Source organism: Zooshikella ganghwensis DSM 15267 (genome assembly GCF_000428585.1).
Classification (GTDB): Bacteria; Pseudomonadota; Gammaproteobacteria; order Pseudomonadales; family Zooshikellaceae; genus Zooshikella; species Zooshikella ganghwensis.
Map to the genome: position 1 here is coordinate 1 of NZ_AUAF01000112.1, position 16,485 is coordinate 16,485.

At 38.8% G+C, this 16,485-nt stretch carries 15 protein-coding genes; 8 read left to right on the forward strand and 7 right to left on the reverse strand.

What is annotated here, in order from left to right:
- The coding region (locus F607_RS0119110; protein ID WP_027709372.1) for a transposase at positions 1-188 on the reverse strand (188 nt) is incomplete at its 3' end.
- Between the two features lie 300 nt (positions 189-488).
- Here F607_RS0119110 and F607_RS0119115 point away from each other — a divergent pair.
- On the forward strand, positions 489-953 hold the full coding sequence (locus F607_RS0119115; protein ID WP_027709373.1) for a hypothetical protein: 465 nt from the start codon (positions 489-491) through the stop codon (positions 951-953).
- Positions 954-1,030: 77 nt separating this feature from the next.
- On the opposite strand, the gene gyrB is transcribed toward F607_RS0119115, so the two are convergent.
- The 4 genes from gyrB to dnaA form a co-directional block, all read right to left on the reverse strand.
- Positions 1,031-3,445, reverse strand: coding sequence for a DNA topoisomerase (ATP-hydrolyzing) subunit B (gene gyrB, locus F607_RS0119120; RefSeq protein WP_027709374.1), 2,415 nt, complete (start codon positions 3,443-3,445; stop codon positions 1,031-1,033).
- A 25-nt stretch (positions 3,446-3,470) separates the two neighbouring features.
- Positions 3,471-4,553: a DNA replication/repair protein RecF gene (recF, locus tag F607_RS0119125; RefSeq protein ID WP_027709375.1), complete on the reverse strand. Its 1,083-nt coding sequence runs from the start codon at positions 4,551-4,553 to the stop codon at positions 3,471-3,473.
- Position 4,554: 1 nt separating this feature from the next.
- Positions 4,555-5,664 carry a DNA polymerase III subunit beta gene (gene dnaN / locus F607_RS0119130; RefSeq protein WP_027709376.1) on the reverse strand — a complete coding sequence of 370 codons (1,110 nt, stop codon included), beginning with the start codon at positions 5,662-5,664 and terminating at the stop codon, positions 4,555-4,557.
- 64 nt (positions 5,665-5,728) lie between these two features.
- Positions 5,729-7,459 carry a chromosomal replication initiator protein DnaA gene (dnaA, locus tag F607_RS0119135; RefSeq protein WP_027709377.1) on the reverse strand — a complete coding sequence of 577 codons (1,731 nt, stop codon included), beginning with the start codon at positions 7,457-7,459 and terminating at the stop codon, positions 5,729-5,731.
- Positions 7,460-8,259: 800 nt separating this feature from the next.
- Here dnaA and rpmH point away from each other — a divergent pair.
- The 4 genes from rpmH (at position 8,260) to mnmE (ending at position 12,190) form a co-directional block, all read left to right on the forward strand.
- Positions 8,260-8,394: a 50S ribosomal protein L34 gene (gene rpmH / locus F607_RS0119140; protein WP_027709378.1), complete on the forward strand. Its 135-nt coding sequence runs from the start codon at positions 8,260-8,262 to the stop codon at positions 8,392-8,394.
- Positions 8,395-8,413: 19 nt separating this feature from the next.
- Positions 8,414-8,782 carry a ribonuclease P protein component gene (gene rnpA, locus F607_RS0119145; protein WP_038291838.1) on the forward strand — a complete coding sequence of 123 codons (369 nt, stop codon included), beginning with the start codon at positions 8,414-8,416 and terminating at the stop codon, positions 8,780-8,782.
- A 186-nt stretch (positions 8,783-8,968) separates the two neighbouring features.
- A complete protein-coding gene (yidC, locus tag F607_RS0119150; RefSeq protein WP_027709380.1) occupies positions 8,969-10,684 on the forward strand; it encodes a membrane protein insertase YidC in 1,716 nt (571 codons plus the stop codon).
- 129 nt (positions 10,685-10,813) lie between these two features.
- Positions 10,814-12,190 (forward strand): tRNA uridine-5-carboxymethylaminomethyl(34) synthesis GTPase MnmE, encoded by a 1,377-nt coding sequence (gene mnmE, locus F607_RS0119155; protein ID WP_027709381.1) that lies wholly within the window; start codon positions 10,814-10,816, stop codon positions 12,188-12,190.
- Positions 12,191-12,239: 49 nt separating this feature from the next.
- Here the strand turns inward: mnmE and F607_RS0119160 are convergent, their stop codons facing one another.
- Positions 12,240-12,827: an endonuclease dU gene (locus F607_RS0119160; RefSeq protein WP_027709382.1), complete on the reverse strand. Its 588-nt coding sequence runs from the start codon at positions 12,825-12,827 to the stop codon at positions 12,240-12,242.
- A 185-nt stretch (positions 12,828-13,012) separates the two neighbouring features.
- On the opposite strand from F607_RS0119160, the gene F607_RS33680 reads away from it, so the two are divergent.
- The 3 genes from F607_RS33680 to F607_RS0119180 all read left to right on the forward strand — a co-directional run bounded on the left by F607_RS33680 (position 13,013) and on the right by F607_RS0119180 (position 16,212).
- On the forward strand, positions 13,013-14,458 hold the full coding sequence (locus F607_RS33680) for a PAAR domain-containing protein (RefSeq protein ID WP_084611329.1): 1,446 nt from the start codon (positions 13,013-13,015) through the stop codon (positions 14,456-14,458).
- A gap of 348 nt (positions 14,459-14,806) precedes the next feature.
- The gene (locus F607_RS0119175; protein ID WP_038291840.1) at positions 14,807-15,754 is read left to right on the forward strand and encodes an aminoimidazole riboside kinase; all 948 of its coding nucleotides are present in this window, start codon (positions 14,807-14,809) and stop codon (positions 15,752-15,754) included.
- A 131-nt stretch (positions 15,755-15,885) separates the two neighbouring features.
- The gene (locus F607_RS0119180; RefSeq protein ID WP_027709384.1) at positions 15,886-16,212 is read left to right on the forward strand and encodes a glucose PTS transporter subunit EIIB; all 327 of its coding nucleotides are present in this window, start codon (positions 15,886-15,888) and stop codon (positions 16,210-16,212) included.
- Between the two features lie 24 nt (positions 16,213-16,236).
- Here the strand turns inward: F607_RS0119180 and F607_RS0119185 are convergent.
- On the reverse strand, positions 16,237-16,485 hold a 249-nt coding region (locus F607_RS0119185; RefSeq protein ID WP_027709385.1), incomplete at its 5' end, for a transposase.

Genomic DNA, 16,485 nt, shown 5'->3' on the forward strand with positions numbered 1-16,485 from the left:
AGGTCATCAAATCCCCGATGACACGCTAGGCAGCGATAACGTTTTCGGGCAATTTGCTTTTGATGATTACCATTGCCTTCTACTTGTTGAGACTGGCAGTGAGGGCAGCTGACGCCATCAGGCCAACGTCTCTGACGAATAAACTGGTAGCATTGCTCATCATTTACCAGTTGTTTGATATTGATCATTCTTTGCTTATTACTGACTTAATTTACCCAAATAGACGTGCATAATACATCTTTGGTTGTATTATATGCTACCCCCTAGGAATCCATATAGAGCCTATATATTTTTTTCATGGTGATAAGGGCGGTGTTGGAAAGTCATTTGCTGCCAATCTATTTATTGACTTTCAAGTCAATCTAAAACAAGCAAAGCCCATTGTTATTGAATCAGACTCTCGAAATCCTGACGTTGCTAGAGTTTGGCATAAGCTTGCTGATGTCATACCTGTCAATCTGCATCGCCATGAAGGCTGGATGGATCTAATGGATATTATGGCAGATAATCCTGATGTGGATCTTATAGTATCATTACCCGCTGGAGTAGGTGGGGTCATAAGACAAGAGGCGGCTACTTTTAAAGAAGCTCTTAGAACACTCAAAAGACAGTTTATCTTATACTGGGTAATGAATAGGTTGAAAGATTCAATTATCCTACTAAAAGAAGCCCAGCAAGATCTAGGAGATATAACCTACAAAAAAGCCGTCATTAAAAATGGCTTTTATGGTGACGAGGATAAATTTTATCGATGGGACAATTCTCAAACTCGTCAAGAATTTTTAAATACAGGTGGCTCTGAAATTTTCTTACCAGAGCTACATGAGCGCGTTGCCGATAAAATTCATAATATACCTTTATCACATGCTATTAGTAATGCCGATTTAAAATTTTCAGAAAAAAATGAGCTACAACGTTGGCTTGCAAATGCGCATAAAATTATCAATATTTAATGAATATCTATTCTGTAAAATAAAAAAACCGGGTAAATAATACCCGGTTTTTTTATACCCAAATGAAGGATATTTATTTAAACATCTAGATTTGCAACATTTAAAGCATTACTTTCAATGAAGTCTCTACGAGGCTCTACCTGATCTCCCATTAGTGTCGTGAAGATCTGATCTGCTGCAATTGCATCTTCAATGGTAACCTGAAGCATACGACGAGTTTCGGGGTCCATTGTTGTTTCCCACAACTGTTCTGGATTCATCTCGCCCAGTCCTTTATAACGTTGGATATAGTGACGCTTTGTCGACTCACTCATCAACCAGCTTAATCCTTCGTCAAAACTGCTAATATTTTTCTTTCTCTCTCCTTTTTGCATAAGTGCAGTTTCTGAGAGTAAACCTTGTAAAGCTTTGCCTAACTCTACAATCAATCTGTAATCTTTTGAGTTAAAAAACTCAAAACTAATTGTGTATTTGTAATCAACACCATGATTAATCATAGTTAATTTTGGTAGCCAGTAATGATGTTCTTTATCTTCTACAAGGTTTACCTGATAAATCTTACCCTCACCAACTAAGGAAGTTAGCTGCTGAGAAAGAGTTTCAGACCACTCTTCCATAAATGCTTTATCTCTTAAAGAGTCTTCATTTATAGGTTTCAGGTAAATTAAACGGTCAAGCACTTCTTCAGGATAAAGACGTGATAAACGCTCAATTGACTGGCGAACTTTACGGTATTGAAGTACTAGCTTTTCGAGCTGCTCTCCTTGGATAGGAGGAGTATCTTCTGACGGGAATAGGCAAGCACCTTCAAGTGCAGAGTTTGTTAAGTAACTACTTAAAGCATCATCATCTTTAATATACTGCTCTTGTTTACCTCGTTTAACTTTGTATAGTGGAGGTTGAGCAATATAGATATGCCCTCTTTCGAGTATTTCAGGCATTTGCCTAAAAAAGAATGTTAATAGCAGCGTGCGAATATGTGATCCATCAACATCCGCATCAGTCATTATAATTATATTGTGGTATCTTAATTTATCGATACTGAACTCTTCCCGGCCAATTCCACAGCCAAGAGCCGTAATGAGTGTTCCCACTTCTGCTGAGGAAAGCATTTTATCAAAACGGGCTTTTTCTACGTTTAGAATTTTTCCTTTCAAAGGCAGAATTGCCTGCGTTCTTCTGTTTCTACCCTGTTTAGCTGAACCTCCAGCTGAATCACCCTCCACAATATACAGTTCAGAAAGTGCAGGATCTTTTTCCTGACAATCAGCAAGTTTTCCAGGCAAGCCAGCAATATCTAAAGCACCCTTACGGCGGGTCATTTCTCTGGCTTTTCTTGCTGCTTCTCTAGCCCTAGCAGCATCAACCATCTTACTGACGACAGCCTTAGCATCTTGTGGATTTTCAAGTAAATAGTCATTAAGTGCGCGGTTCATTTCTTGCTCTACGGCACTTTTTACTTCTGAGGATACTAACTTATCTTTTGTTTGTGAGGAGAATTTCGGATCAGGTACTTTAACGGAGACAATTGCAGTCAAACCTTCTCTTGCATCATCACCTGTCGTATTTACCTTTTGCTTTTTTAATACACCTTCATTATCAATATATTGATTTAGAGTACGTGTAAGTGCAGCTCGAAAACCTGCTAAGTGAGTTCCACCATCACGTTGTGGGATATTATTGGTAAAGCAGTAAATACTTTCTTGAAAACCATCATTCCACTGCATTGCCACTTCAACACCCACTCCATCTTCACGCTGATGTGTAAAGTGAAAAACTTGATTAAGTGGGTTTTTATTTTGATTTAAGTACTCAACGAAAGCTTTTAATCCACCATCATACTTAAAGATATCTTCTTTCGTTGTTCTTTCATCAAACAAACGTATAGATATACCTGAGTTTAAAAAGGATAACTCTCGCAGACGCTTGGCTAAAACATCATAGCTGAAGCTAATATTTGAAAATGTTTCTTCTGAGGGGTAAAACTGAACTTCAGAACCTGTAGTATCTGTTTCACCAACAATTGTCAGTGGTGCTTTTGGAATGCCATGTTCATAAATTTGTTCATGTACATTTCCACTTCTACGTATAGTCAGCCTTAGGTACTTTGAAAGTGCATTTACAACCGAAACACCAACACCATGAAGTCCTCCAGAAACTTTATAGGTGTTATCATCAAACTTTCCTCCTGCATGAAGTACAGTCATGATGACTTCTGCTGCAGAAACACCTTCCTCTTCGTGGATATCTACAGGAATGCCCCTTCCATTATCTTTAACTGTCACTGAGTCATCTGTATGAATAATGACTTCAACCTCGGAGCAAAAGCCAGCTAGAGCTTCGTCTATCGAGTTATCAACTAACTCAAACACCATATGGTGTAACCCAGTACCATCATCAGTATCACCAATATACATACCAGGCCGCTTACGAACAGCATCTAAACCTTTTAACACTTTAATGTTAGATGCATCGTAATTATTTTCCGCCATATTTTATGCTCCTATACAAACATCGTTATGGCTGCATTTCTTTTACCTGACCATGTTCCACGTGGAACAATCTCACTTTAGATTTATCCTTCCAACTATTAATGATTGAATCAGTATCTATAACTGTGATAAAAACTTGTGCACCACTGTTTTCTAATAGTTGGCAAATATTATTTCTAAAGTGTTGATCAAGCTCTGAAGCCAGATCATCTATCAAAAAAATACAAGATCTTTGTATCTGGTTCAGAAACAAAAAACCTTGTGCAATTTTTAAGGCACAAACTATTATCTTCTGCTGTCCTCTTGAAAGCACATCAATTGCCAGCTTGTTACCTACTTTAATTTTCAAGTCTGCTTTATGAGGACCTAGACTTGTAAAACCAAACTTTTTATCCTTTTGAAAGTTAAGCTTTAAAATTTCACTATAGTCTTTTTCTTTATCCCAACCACGATAGTAAGACAAACTTAGATCACTTACATTAATAAGTTTATCTACTATCTGATGAAAAACTTCTTTAAGTTGATTTAAATAAAGTGCTCTAAATTGATCAACTTTATTTGCATTCTCTACTAAAGTAATATCCCATGAAGCCACTTGAGGGGAAGTAATTGTAGCATTTTTAAGCAGATTATTCCTTTGTTTAAGTACTTTTCTTGTGTTTTTCCAATAGGTTAGAAAATTATGTTCCACGTGGAACACACCCCAATCTATAAATTGGCGTCGCAAGGAAGGTGACCCAGATAGCAGTTGAAATGTATCTGGAGCAATGACAATTAAGGGAAGCTTACTTGCTAAATCAGCTACAGAGAAAAGTCGCTTGCCTGCATATTTTATCAATAACTCCCCATCAACCAAGCGTTGGATCCCTAGAGGATTTCCATTTTCGAGCCGACCAAAAACCGTGCAAGCATTCTCGCCATGCATAATTACTGGCTGAATTTTTGCACTTCTAAATGAGCGAGCAAGACCTAATAAATGAATTGACTCTAGGATTGAGGTTTTTCCACTACCATTAATACCAGAGATAATATTAATGGTAGGTGAGGGCTCTATGACCACCGATTTTAGGTTACGCACACCTGCAATCTGAAGATGGTCAATAGGCATATTATAACCGCATAGGCATTACGACATATAAAGACTCACCACCTTCTGAGTCTTCAACCAGTGCACTACGATCTGGACCTGAAAGGGTAATTTTAACTGATTTACCAGAGATAACAGAAAGTACATCTAACAAGTACGAAACATTAAAGCCAATCTCTAAAGTTTCTCCTTGGTAATCAACAGGCAACTCTTCTTGTGCTTCTTCTTGCTCTGGATTATTTGCAATGATAGTTAACTGATTTGGTGCAAATGTTAAACGTACGCCACGATACTTTTCATTAGATAAAATAGCGGCTCTATTTAGTGCTTGTCTCAGTAGTTGTCTATCAGCAATTACTTCTTTATCACCACCTCGTGGCAAAACTCGCTCATACTCTGGGAACTTTCCATCAACAAGCTTTGAAGTAAACGTATAATCACCTGTTACTGCACGCATATGGTTTGAACCGAGCAAAATATCTACAGTTTCTGCTCCATCTGTCAAAATTCGAGCAAACTCTAAAATACCTTTTCTTGGCACAATTACCTGGAGCCTATCAGTAGCACTTTCCTCACGCTGCAGGTTGCTCGTACACATTGCTAATCTATGACCATCTGTTGCAACCGTTCTTACATGCTCGTCCGTTAACTCAAGCAACAAACCATTTAAGTAATACCGAACATCCTGCTGAGCCATGGCAAAGCCAGTATTATCGATGAGTGATCGAAGCATATGCTTATCAGCACTAAATGAAATAGAACCAGGATCTTCATCAATACTGGGAAATTCTGCCGCAGGAAGGGTAGATAAGGTAAAGCGACTACGACCTGCTTTTACAATAACTCGCAAATCATCTTGCTTAAACTCAATAATGGCATCATCCGGTAATGACTTACAAATATCCATTAACTTTCTTGCAGGAACCGTTATTTCTCCATCTTCAGCACCTTGCTGTAAGTTAACTCGGCCAATCAACTCTACTTCCAAATCAGTACCAGTCAGTGATAAGCGATCACCTTCAACAACCATCAATACATTTGATAACACAGGTAGAGTATGTCTGCGTTCAACTACACCAGTTACAAGTTGGAGTGGTTTAAGTAATGCTTCTCGAGTGACTGTAAATTTCATAATTCTGTTCTCTCGCCTTCACTAACATGGAGATTAACCAATGAGAGCTTAAAAAATAGAAGAATCAAGTTGTTAATAATCGTAATAAGTTTTTATAGTCTTCTCTTATTTCTGCATCAGCTTCTGTAAGCTCTTTGACTTTACGACACGCATGTAACACTGTCGTATGATCACGTCCCCCATAAGCATCACCTATTTCAGGTAGACTGTGATTTGTCAGTTCTTTTGAAAGTGCCATAGCAATTTGGCGAGGCCTTGCAACAGAACGGCTTCTTCGCTTTGACAAAATATCAGAAATCTTAATCTTGAAATATTCAGCAACAGTACGCTGTATATTATCAATGCTAACTTGCTTGTCTTGTAACGCTAATAAATCCTTTAAAGACTCTCTAATTAAATCGAGGGTAATATCACGTCCCATAAACTTAGCACTGGCAACCACTCTCTTGAGAGCTCCTTCCAGCTCACGAACATTTGAGCGAATACGTTGTGCTATAAAAAAAGCAGAGTCATGTGGCAAATTGACCTTAATCTGCTCCGCTTTTTTCATCAGTATGGCTACTCGAGTCTCAAGCTCAGGTGGCTCAACAGCAACAGTTAAACCCCAACCAAAACGCGACTTTAAGCGCTCTTCCAGCCCAGATATCTCTTTCGGATACCGATCACAAGTAAGGATCATTTGTTGTCCACCTTCTAGTAATGCATTAAAAGTGTGGAAAAACTCTTCCTGAGACCGCTCTTTGCCGGCAAAAAATTGGATATCATCAATCAACAAAGCATCAACAGAGCGGTAGTAACGCTTAAAGTCATTTATTGCATTAAGCTGCAATGCCTTAACCATATCTGCGACAAAACGTTCTGAGTGAAGATAAATGACTTTCGCAGAGGAATTTTGCTGCACTAAATAGTTACCCACAGAGTGCATCAAATGTGTCTTACCAAGACCAACACCACCATACAAGAAAAGCGGGTTATACGCAGCTCCGGGGTTTTCAGCTACTTGTCTTGCAGCTGCAAGCGCTAATTGATTAGATTTTCCTTCAACAAATGTTTCAAATATAAAATCTTCATTTAAAGAACTGTTGTGCTTTAATCCACCTTCTACATCAACTTGACGCTCCGTAACTTTTTTACTTGAGCTGACAATAACAGGTGTTGGGGACTGAGCCGTTAAATTATCTTCAAGTTCAGCAAGCAATGAATGATTGACTGGAGGTAAAATAGAATCTTTGAGAACTTTTTCTTTCAAAGACCTCGATTCATTCGCTGCTCGGGTAGACTGCTTTCTAAGTAGGGGAGAAGAGGAATCGTAATCAGTCGTATCTTTATCTAATGAAGGGGTTGGAGAAACACTGCCAACAAGCTTAGTTTCTTTAACATCCACCATGTCTTTGAGCGTATTTTCTATAGCTACCGTTGGCTTTACATTAGTACTATTAAGTACCTGTCTTGAGCTAGAAACATTTTGTGATGGAGAACTTGACATATCTCCACTTCGAGAAACAGGTCGAGATAAGTGACTATTTCTGTTTGATAAAAAGCTCTGTGTTCGGTTAGCGACAGCTAATGTGACAATAGGAGCAAAGCCTTCAGACCAATCATTTAGAATTTCTTCAATACGTTTCAAGAACTTTTCTTGCACCCAGTCTTTAACAAAACGATTAGGGGCAATCAAAACTAACCCACCATTTTCAAGGACTTCTGTCTTTAATGGGCGGATCCAGGTATTGAATTGCTGTGATGGCAATTCATCCTGCAATGTTTCAAGACACTGTTGCCAGAGAGCTAGTGGCACAGAATAATCCCCTCAAAAACAGCTGAGTTGTTAATAAGCATCAGTTAGCGTGTTAATTCTATACTTATCCAACCTAGTTATCCACACCCTAATGCAAATTTTATCTTATTTACTGTGTACACCCTGATATACTTGATTAATCAAGCACTTTTTGTGGATAAAGTGAAATTTTATCATCTGATTTTGAAGAAAAATCCTCTCTTAATAACTCTGTGGATAAATTGTTATTATAAAGATGATTATCCTGTGGGTATCTTGGGGTTTTTTATTCACATCAAAACAGTGTACAGGTTATACACCAGTAATACTCAAGTAACTGACAGATAATTCCCGTGTTTTTAACAATGTTATACTTTGAGTAATTAATTGATTTTATTGTAAATAGTAGACTTACCCACAACATTGCTTGTCTATAATAAATAACAATAACAACAAATAAATAAAAAATATCATATATATATATTTAATTAATTTTATTAATATGAAAGCTTAAGAAGAAAAAACATTTATCAATGAAGTGTGCAGAAAGGAGCATAAGAAATGTAAAAGAAAGTGTTTGATACTCAATTTAGTAGAGCTGTAGCCGTGTTTAAGGTCTAAACTATGCACAGGTCACGACTTATCCTGTTATTTAAGGAAGTTATTCACTGGACCTATAAATATTATTCAGATCAAATTGACGATTGCCTAGATATTCTCTAGAATTACGCGCCTTAAACTATATCCACAAGAGCCCGGTTCATTGTTAACCTGCTCTTTAACTAACTCAAAGGTTAGTGATTACTGCTAGTAGGTGAGCTATGAAAAGAACATTTCAACCTAGTTGTCTAAAGCGTAAACGCACTCATGGTTTCCGTGCACGCATGGCTACCAAAAATGGACGTCAAATTCTAAAACGTCGTCGTGCAAAAGGGCGCAAGCAATTAGCTGCTTAAGCTGTCAGGCTTTAATCGCGTGCGGCAGGTATTTCCAAAACGGTTTCGGCTTTTAACATCAGCTGATTATCGTTGTGTCTTTGATCAATGTAGTATCAGAGTGCCGCACAAATTCCTTTTGATGTTAGCTTCCCCCTCAAAATCAGAACAATCTCGTTTAGGGGTGATTGTATCTAAAAAAATTGCTAAAAAAGCAGTTCAAAGAAACCGTATTAAACGTCTTTTCCGAGAGTCATATCGACTTACTCATAACCAGCTTCCTGCATTAGATATTGTAATCTTGGCTCGGCCAGGGTTGACTGAACTGGAAAATGAACAAATATTTGGCCTCCTTCGTCAGTCATGGCAGCGTTTGAATAAGCGTGCTGCAACCCAAAAATACCTTTAACAGATGCTTATGCGCTAAAGGGGGCCTGTTGACCTAAGCTAAAAGAACACTAAAACGACAACTTTAGGTTGGCAGTAAAACAACTTTTTTTCGTATAATCACGAGTTTCCATTGCAGCTGGATATGTAACGTTCAGACCTACATTGGGATAATATTTTATTAACTACAACGTTTGGCCCTTGAACCATGGATTTGCAAAGAACTTTAATCATTGCTGGCTTAGTCGTTGTGGGATATTTAATGATCCTGCAGTGGAATCAAGATTTTAACCAGCACAGTGTTACTGCTGAGCAAACAGCAAGTGTAACTAGCTTAATACCTGAAGCTGACTCAACAACAACTGTAGACAATGCTGATGCACCAACAGTCTCCGACTCAACAGGGGATGCGCCTCAAATAGCTAAAGCACCAACAAGTGTTGCTGAGTCAAATCAACAGTTGATAAAAGTCACCACAGATAAGCTCTATATTGAGATTAACCCTGAGGGTGGTGATATTATCAAAGTCTCACTACTTGATTACCCTGTAACGCTCCCTTCCGAAGAAAATCCTTCTCCTGAGCCTTTTACAATTCTGGAAAGCTCCAAGCAGCGGACCTTTATAGCTCAAAGTGGCCTTGTGGGTAAAAATGGTCCCAATAGTAAAGGTACTCCTTTATATTCTGCTAAGAATTCAGCGTTCCAGCTAAAGGATGGAGAAGAGCAGTTAGTTGTTGATCTTTCCTTAACAACAAAAGAAGGCGTTGAGTTAGTTAAACGTTATACATTCCATAGAAATAACTATGCTGTGGATCTTGATTATGTTGTTAATAATAAGTCTTCCAACTCTTGGAAAGCGATTTTTTATGCACAGTTAAAGCGGGATAATTCACCAGACCCCAGTTCCACTCAAGGTGCTACCAGTTTTAATACTTACCTTGGTGCTGCGGTAAAATCGAATGAAGAGAAATACAAGAAGCTACCTTTCGATGAGTTTGCTGAAGAACCTTATAAAGAGAATGTGGCTAGTGGATACGCTGCAATTTTACAGCATTACTTTGTAGCTGCCTGGGTACCAAAACATGATAACCCTATTGAGTACTCCACCCGAGAAGTAAAACTAAGTGGGCAGTCACAGTATATCGTTAGTATGGTTGATATGAATAACCCCATTGTTTTAGCGCCAGGAGAACAGGGTGAGGCAAGTGCAACTCTCTATGTTGGACCAAAAATTCAGGATAAGTTACAAGCTTTAACTGATGGGCTGGAGTTAACGGTAGACTACGGCATTCTATGGTTTGTAGCTAAGCCTTTGTTTTTACTGCTGGGCTTTATTCACAGTTTAATTCCTAATTGGGGTTGGTCGATTATCATCCTGACAATTATGGTCAAACTAGCATTTTTCCCTCTATCAGCCGCTAGTTACCGCTCTATGGCTAATATGCGTCGAATTGCGCCAAAAATGCAGGAGCTGAAAGAGAAGTTTGGTGATGATCGCCAAAAAATGTCTCAAGCCATGATGGAGCTTTATCGAAAAGAAAAAGTGAATCCAATGGGGGGATGTTTACCCATACTTGTCCAAATGCCAGTATTCATTGCTTTGTACTGGGTTCTTTTGGAATCAGTAGAGTTACGTCAGGCGCCTTGGTTAGGATGGATTAATGACTTATCTCAGATGGATCCATACTTTATTCTTCCATTAATCATGGGCGCATCAATGTTTGTTCAGCAGCAGCTTAACCCAACGCCTCCTGATCCGACTCAGGCCAGAGTAATGAAGCTGCTTCCAGTAATTTTCACCGTGTTCTTTTTATGGTTCCCGGCGGGATTAGTTTTGTACTGGGTAGTGAACAACGTGTTATCAATATTGCAGCAGTGGATCATCACTCGTCGAATTGAGCGTCAAGCTGAAAGTTCTAGTTGATACACTGTTTACTCACAGAGTTATCCACAGGCCTCGGCAATGACCGAGGCCTTTTAGTTTCTGGCTTAAGCTAATTTAGGTGTTACTCTAAAATTACTGTTGTTAACAAGCTGTCAAAAGAACGCAACAATGACTGCAACAAACTACATACCTGATACGATTACGGCTATTGCCACTCCTCCTGGTAGAGGCGGTGTTGGCATCATTCGTGTTTCTGGCCCTAAGTCTACGTATATTATGAGTAAGATTTTAGGCAAAACTATTAAACCTCGTTATGCCCATTATGGCCCATTTTTTAGTCAGGCTGGTGATGTTATTGATGAAGGGCTTGGTCTATTTTTTGCTGGACCAAACTCTTTTACTGGTGAAGATGTTTTAGAGCTACAAGGGCATGGAGGGCCTGTTGTCTTAGATATGCTCTTAAATGAGGTGTTAAGTTATGGGGTTCGACTTGCTAATCCTGGAGAGTTTTCTGAGCGAGCATTTCTAAATGACAAGCTTGATTTAACTCAGGCTGAAGCCATTGCAGATTTAATAGAAAGTGCTTCTGAGTCTGCAGCGAAAAGTGCAATGCGCTCACTACAAGGGGTCTTTTCTCAGAAAATTCGAAAGCTTGTGGATAAACTCATTCAATTACGAATGTACGTTGAAGCAGCTATTGATTTTCCTGAAGAAGAAATTGATTTCCTGGCTGATGGAAAAGTTGCAAGTGATTTACAAGGCATCATTACCCAGCTTGATTCAGTATTGAAGGAAGCTAACCAGGGAGCAATTTTGCGGGAAGGCATGACAGTCGTTATTGCAGGTAGACCTAATGCAGGTAAGTCAAGTTTGTTAAATGCACTTGCTGGAAGAGACACTGCAATCGTTACTGATATAGCAGGGACAACACGAGATGTACTTCGTGAACATATCCATATAGAGGGTATGCCATTACATATCATTGATACAGCGGGTTTACGTGAAAGCGATGATGCTGTGGAGCAAATAGGTGTTCAACGGGCCTGGCAGGAAATAGCTCAGGCTGATCGTGTTCTGTTAATGGTTGATAGCAGCACAACAAGTGCGATTGACCCTCACCTAATTTGGCCTGAGTTTGTGGATAAACTGCCTCATCCTGAAAAAATAACTGTAGTTCGTAACAAAATTGACTTAACGGAAGAGCGTGCTGAACAGTACATTACGAATGAAAAGCTGCCTGTGATTGGACTATCCGCAAAGGATGGTAAAGGAATCAGTTTATTGAAAGAGCATCTCAAGGCATGTATGGGGTTTACAGGCAGTACAGAAGGTGGGTTTACTGCACGTAGGCGACATTTGCAGGCATTACATAAAGCCAAAGAATTCTTATGTAATGGTCAGTTACAACTGTCGGGTTATGGTGCAGGTGAGCTACTCGCTGAAGATTTGAGGTTTGCTCAAAATGAGCTAAATACAATAACTGGAGAGTTTACCTCCGATGATCTATTAGGCAAAATTTTTGGCTCATTCTGCATTGGAAAGTAGTCTTGCTAAAAAGGTTGATTAAAGTCGTTAGCGGTTTATCTGTACTGGCTCAGGCTCTATTTGTACTTTGACCTGTTTTTACCGCAGCACCAATTAGATGAGCTAAACGGAGGACTTCAGGGACATTGCCTTGGGCAATCAGCTTGTCTATGACTTTCTCTGCAGTCATAGGTGAGCACCCAGCTACTTGAAAGTAAAGTTTATCGTGCTTATAAATTTTACCTGCATCTTCAAGTAATTTTTTTCTCTCTTGATAATCAGAAAAAACATGAAGTGCTTTATCAATCCGTTCTAAATCAGGAAGCTTTCGCATAATAGCAATACATGGTCGTTGTAAATCTGCACTTAATAAAGGTAAGTCAATAATATTAAAACCACCTATCGCTATTCCATCAGTTAATACAACATGGATTTGTGGATAAAACTTACTGTTTTTAAGCATGTTTATTAAGACATGTGTTGCATCAACTCCATCCTTTGTCGCTTCTCCCCAGAGCATACCTTCAAAATGTGTATTAGCGCAGATTATTCCTGAGATATTGACAGAACTACCCCGCTCTTTCTGAAAAGGAGCGTCATCGAACCCTATAGCTCTGATGTTTTTATTCAAACGTAAAAGTTCTTCTAGAGGACGCATAATCGTAAATAATTCATTAGTGGGATAAAAAACAAAGATTATATGAGTGAATTAAGCTCACATTAATACAAAACTTTGCATTTATCAGTTTCTAAATTTTATAAGATCACAGCTCTGCAAGTTATACCTAGTGCAAAAGTATAACTGCTTTTATGATCCTTTAAGATGTAAAAATAGGAAGTGTTATGTCTGGTAAACCCGTAGCTCGTGTAGGTGATATGAACGCTTGTGATGATCATAAACCCAACGCAATTAGTACGGGCTCACCCAATGTTTTTTTCAATGGTGTTTCTGTTGCTCGAATGGGAGACAAAACAGCTTGTGATGACACCATTGCTGAAGGTATTCCAAATATATTAGTCAATGGACAGCCTATTGCACATGTAGGCAGTAAGACCGCACATGGTGGTGTTATTATCTCTGGTTCACCGACAATTACTGTTGGTAGCGGTGGAGCAAGTGGCACATCTACCGCAACAGAGATGTATAAGGTTGTTTCTGGTGATACACTTTGGGATATTGCTAAACGCCTTGGTATCTCTTTAGCTGACCTTATCAAAGCAAATCCACAGATTATCAATCCTGATGTTATTCGCCCTGGTGATGAAATCAATATTCCAGGTAATGTCCAACAGCCGCAAAGCACGACTTCAGACAATCAAAGTGATGTCCAAAAACAAAAAGCCAGCGAAGAAGAGTTTGGTAGAAAAATAACACATATTGTTATTCACTGTAGTGCAACAGAAGAAGGAAAAGCCTTTCGAGCTGCTGATATTAAACGTTGGCATGTAAGAGATAATGGTTGGCAGGATATTGGTTATCATTATGTTATTTGTCTTGATGGAACGTTGGATAAAGGCCGCTCAATAAAAAAAGCAGGTGCTCATATCAAAGGTCATAATAAAAACAGTATTGGTATTTGTTTGATAGGTGGGTTGAGAAATGGCAAGCCAGCAAGTACATATACACAGAAGCAATTTACTACGCTTAATTATTTAGTGCATAAACTAATAAATCGTTTTCCACAGGCCGAAGTCTTAGGCCATAGAGACTTTCCTGGTGTGAGTAAAGCATGTCCATGTTTTGATGTGGCTAGCTGGTGGAACCAACATAAATCAGACACTATTACAGAAGAAGTATCCACAGAAAATTCACCAAATACTCCAGCTGCAACGGCTGGTGGAAACGCTACCTCAAATAACAGCTCAAAAGCTCAACATGGCGATGGCCAATCAGATGGTTTATATAATCATTACCATGACTTTAAAGGTAGATGGCCATGGTTGGATATTTCGATTGAGCATTTAGCGTGTAAATGTTGTGGTGAGTATTTTCACTGTACACAATCACTAAATATGCTGCAGAAGGCAATGGATATTGCTGTTAAAACCTTTGGGCTAAATAGTGCTCATCGTTGTGTTAAACATAATAAAAAAGTGGGTGGTGCAGTTAATAGTGAGCATCTTAAAATTGCTTTTGATATCAGTCTAACAGGTGCGGATAGACAAAAAGTATATAAAGCACTGCAGCAAGCTGGATTTAGTACATTTGGCTTTTATAAACAGTTCATTCACACAGATAAGAGGCCAGGTAGACGCTGGTGGGGTGAAGGTGCCAAGCCTTACTGGTAATCTCACTTCTAAAGAAATATTTACGATGTAGTCAAAGGGCGTCACCAGCATTGGGAGAAAGCGCCTTTTGTGTCATCGAACCATCTGCTCTGATTTTCACTGAAATATAAATCACGCGCTTTAAAGTACAAAGTGAGATTTATATTTCAGTGAGCGAAACTGCGTCTATGGAATAAAAGCGCAACTCTCTTTATCCAGCAAAAGAAATGCCATCAAGTATGAAGCAAACCGAATAAGGTTTGAAATAGATTCCCTCTTCACAAAACTTAATCGATTAAGCATAATAGTATTGCGCTGCTAAACCGTTTTAGTATGCTTAGCTTATGATTGATCTGTATTGGAGTGTTAATGAGTAACCAGTTATGGGTATTGGGAGATGCCGTAGTAGACCTTATCCCAGAAGGAAGAGATCACTATCTTAAGTGTCCTGGGGGAGCACCTGCTAATGTAGCTGTGGGTGTTTCACGTTTAGGGGGTAGGAGCAATTTTATAGGTCGAGTAGGCAAGGACCCTCTTGGACAATATATGAAATCGATCCTAGAAAAAGAGCTGGTAAATACAAAATACCTTTCTTTTGATGCGAATTATAGTACCTCGACGGTCATTATTAACTTGGATGAACATGGTGAAAGAACTTTCAGCATTATGGTGAAGCCAAGTGCTGATCAATTTCTTGAGTTTAAGGACCTCCCCAGCTTTTCAAAAGGTGACTGGCTACACTGTTGTTCAAATGCATTTGCGAATGAGCCTAGTCGCTCAACAGCTTTTAATGCAATACAGGCTATTCGAAAAGTTGGCGGTTATGTTTCCTTTGATCCTAACCTGCGTCATGAGGTTTGGTTATGTCCTGAAGAAATGAGGGATGTGATAAAGCAAGTGCTTTTAGTCGCTGATGTTGTGAAGTTTTCTGAAGAAGAGCTGCTTTGGTTAACAGAAGCGAGTGACCTCAAAATAGCTCTAGATAAGTTGGAATCGATCGCCATTCCTCTCGTTATTGTCACACAAGGAAAGGACGGAGCATTACTTTGCGTTAAAGGTAAAGCCCCTGTGTTATACAAAGGAAGAGAAGTGAGTGCTGTTGATACAACTGGGGCTGGAGATGCATTTGTTGGTGGTTTATTAGCGATATTGGTTAAACAAGATCACTGGTATACAGAGGAAACAATAAGCGAAGCTATGGTATGGGCAAATGCTTGTGGAAGATTAGTTATTTCAGAAAAAGGGGCAATGACAGCACTTCCAACACGAAAATTGTTAATTAAAGAGTTATCTATATCTACAGCGAAAGATTTTTAGGTGCGGTGGTTATTAAGTGTCTGGATAAGAAAACCTAAAAATAATTAGTGAAGGATATACCTGAAATATAAGAAGTAAATGGCTATTAAAGTAAAAAATTAAATCGACTTCAGACTGAGAGGAGTAGCCTGATGAATACTGCTGAGGTTGTAAAAAAACTAATTCCTTTATTGGGTGGCGTTGAAAATATAGCAAGTGCAACACATTGTGCAACACGGTTAAGACTGGTTCTTCATGATGATACAAAAGGAGATAAAGTCGCAATTGATCGACTTGATAGTGTAAAAGGTTGTTTTGCGAACGCTGGACAGTTTCAGATTATTTTTGGTACTGGGTTGGTTAATGAAATATATGATGAATTTATAAAAGAAACTGACATTGAACAACGTAGTAAAAGTGAAGTAAATTCTATAGCCTCTCAAAAACAAAATATTATACAACGCTGTGCGACCCTGTAAATATTTCTGTGTATCCGCCCAGTTTTAAATATAGGGTCTAAGTCGATCCTCAAACTCAATCATAAATCGATTTAACGCCGCTTTCCAATTTCGAATCGGCATTGTCCACTTTTTTGATGCATCCTGAATCGCTAAGAAAATAACTTTTCTTGCCGCATCATCCGTTGGAAACAATTTACGCTTTTTAATCGCTTTTCGGATGACGCTGTTGAGTGATTCAATGGCATTCGTTGTATAAATCGCTTTGCGTATGTCATCAGGATAATTAAACAG

Coding starts and splice junctions, on each gene's coding strand:
- F607_RS0119115 (WP_027709373.1), top strand. CDS start 489: ATGGATATTATGGCAGATAATCCTGATGTGGATCTTATAGTATCATTA.
- gyrB (WP_027709374.1), bottom strand. CDS start 3,445: ATGGCGGAAAATAATTACGATGCATCTAACATTAAAGTGTTAAAAGGT.
- recF (WP_027709375.1), bottom strand. CDS start 4,553: ATGCCTATTGACCATCTTCAGATTGCAGGTGTGCGTAACCTAAAATCG.
- dnaN (WP_027709376.1), bottom strand. CDS start 5,664: ATGAAATTTACAGTCACTCGAGAAGCATTACTTAAACCACTCCAACTT.
- rpmH (WP_027709378.1), top strand. CDS start 8,260: ATGAAAAGAACATTTCAACCTAGTTGTCTAAAGCGTAAACGCACTCAT.
- yidC (WP_027709380.1), top strand. CDS start 8,969: ATGGATTTGCAAAGAACTTTAATCATTGCTGGCTTAGTCGTTGTGGGA.
- mnmE (WP_027709381.1), top strand. CDS start 10,814: ATGACTGCAACAAACTACATACCTGATACGATTACGGCTATTGCCACT.
- F607_RS0119160 (WP_027709382.1), bottom strand. CDS start 12,827: ATGCGTCCTCTAGAAGAACTTTTACGTTTGAATAAAAACATCAGAGCT.
- F607_RS33680 (WP_084611329.1), top strand. CDS start 13,013: ATGTCTGGTAAACCCGTAGCTCGTGTAGGTGATATGAACGCTTGTGAT.
- F607_RS0119175 (WP_038291840.1), top strand. CDS start 14,807: ATGAGTAACCAGTTATGGGTATTGGGAGATGCCGTAGTAGACCTTATC.
- F607_RS0119180 (WP_027709384.1), top strand. CDS start 15,886: ATGAATACTGCTGAGGTTGTAAAAAAACTAATTCCTTTATTGGGTGGC.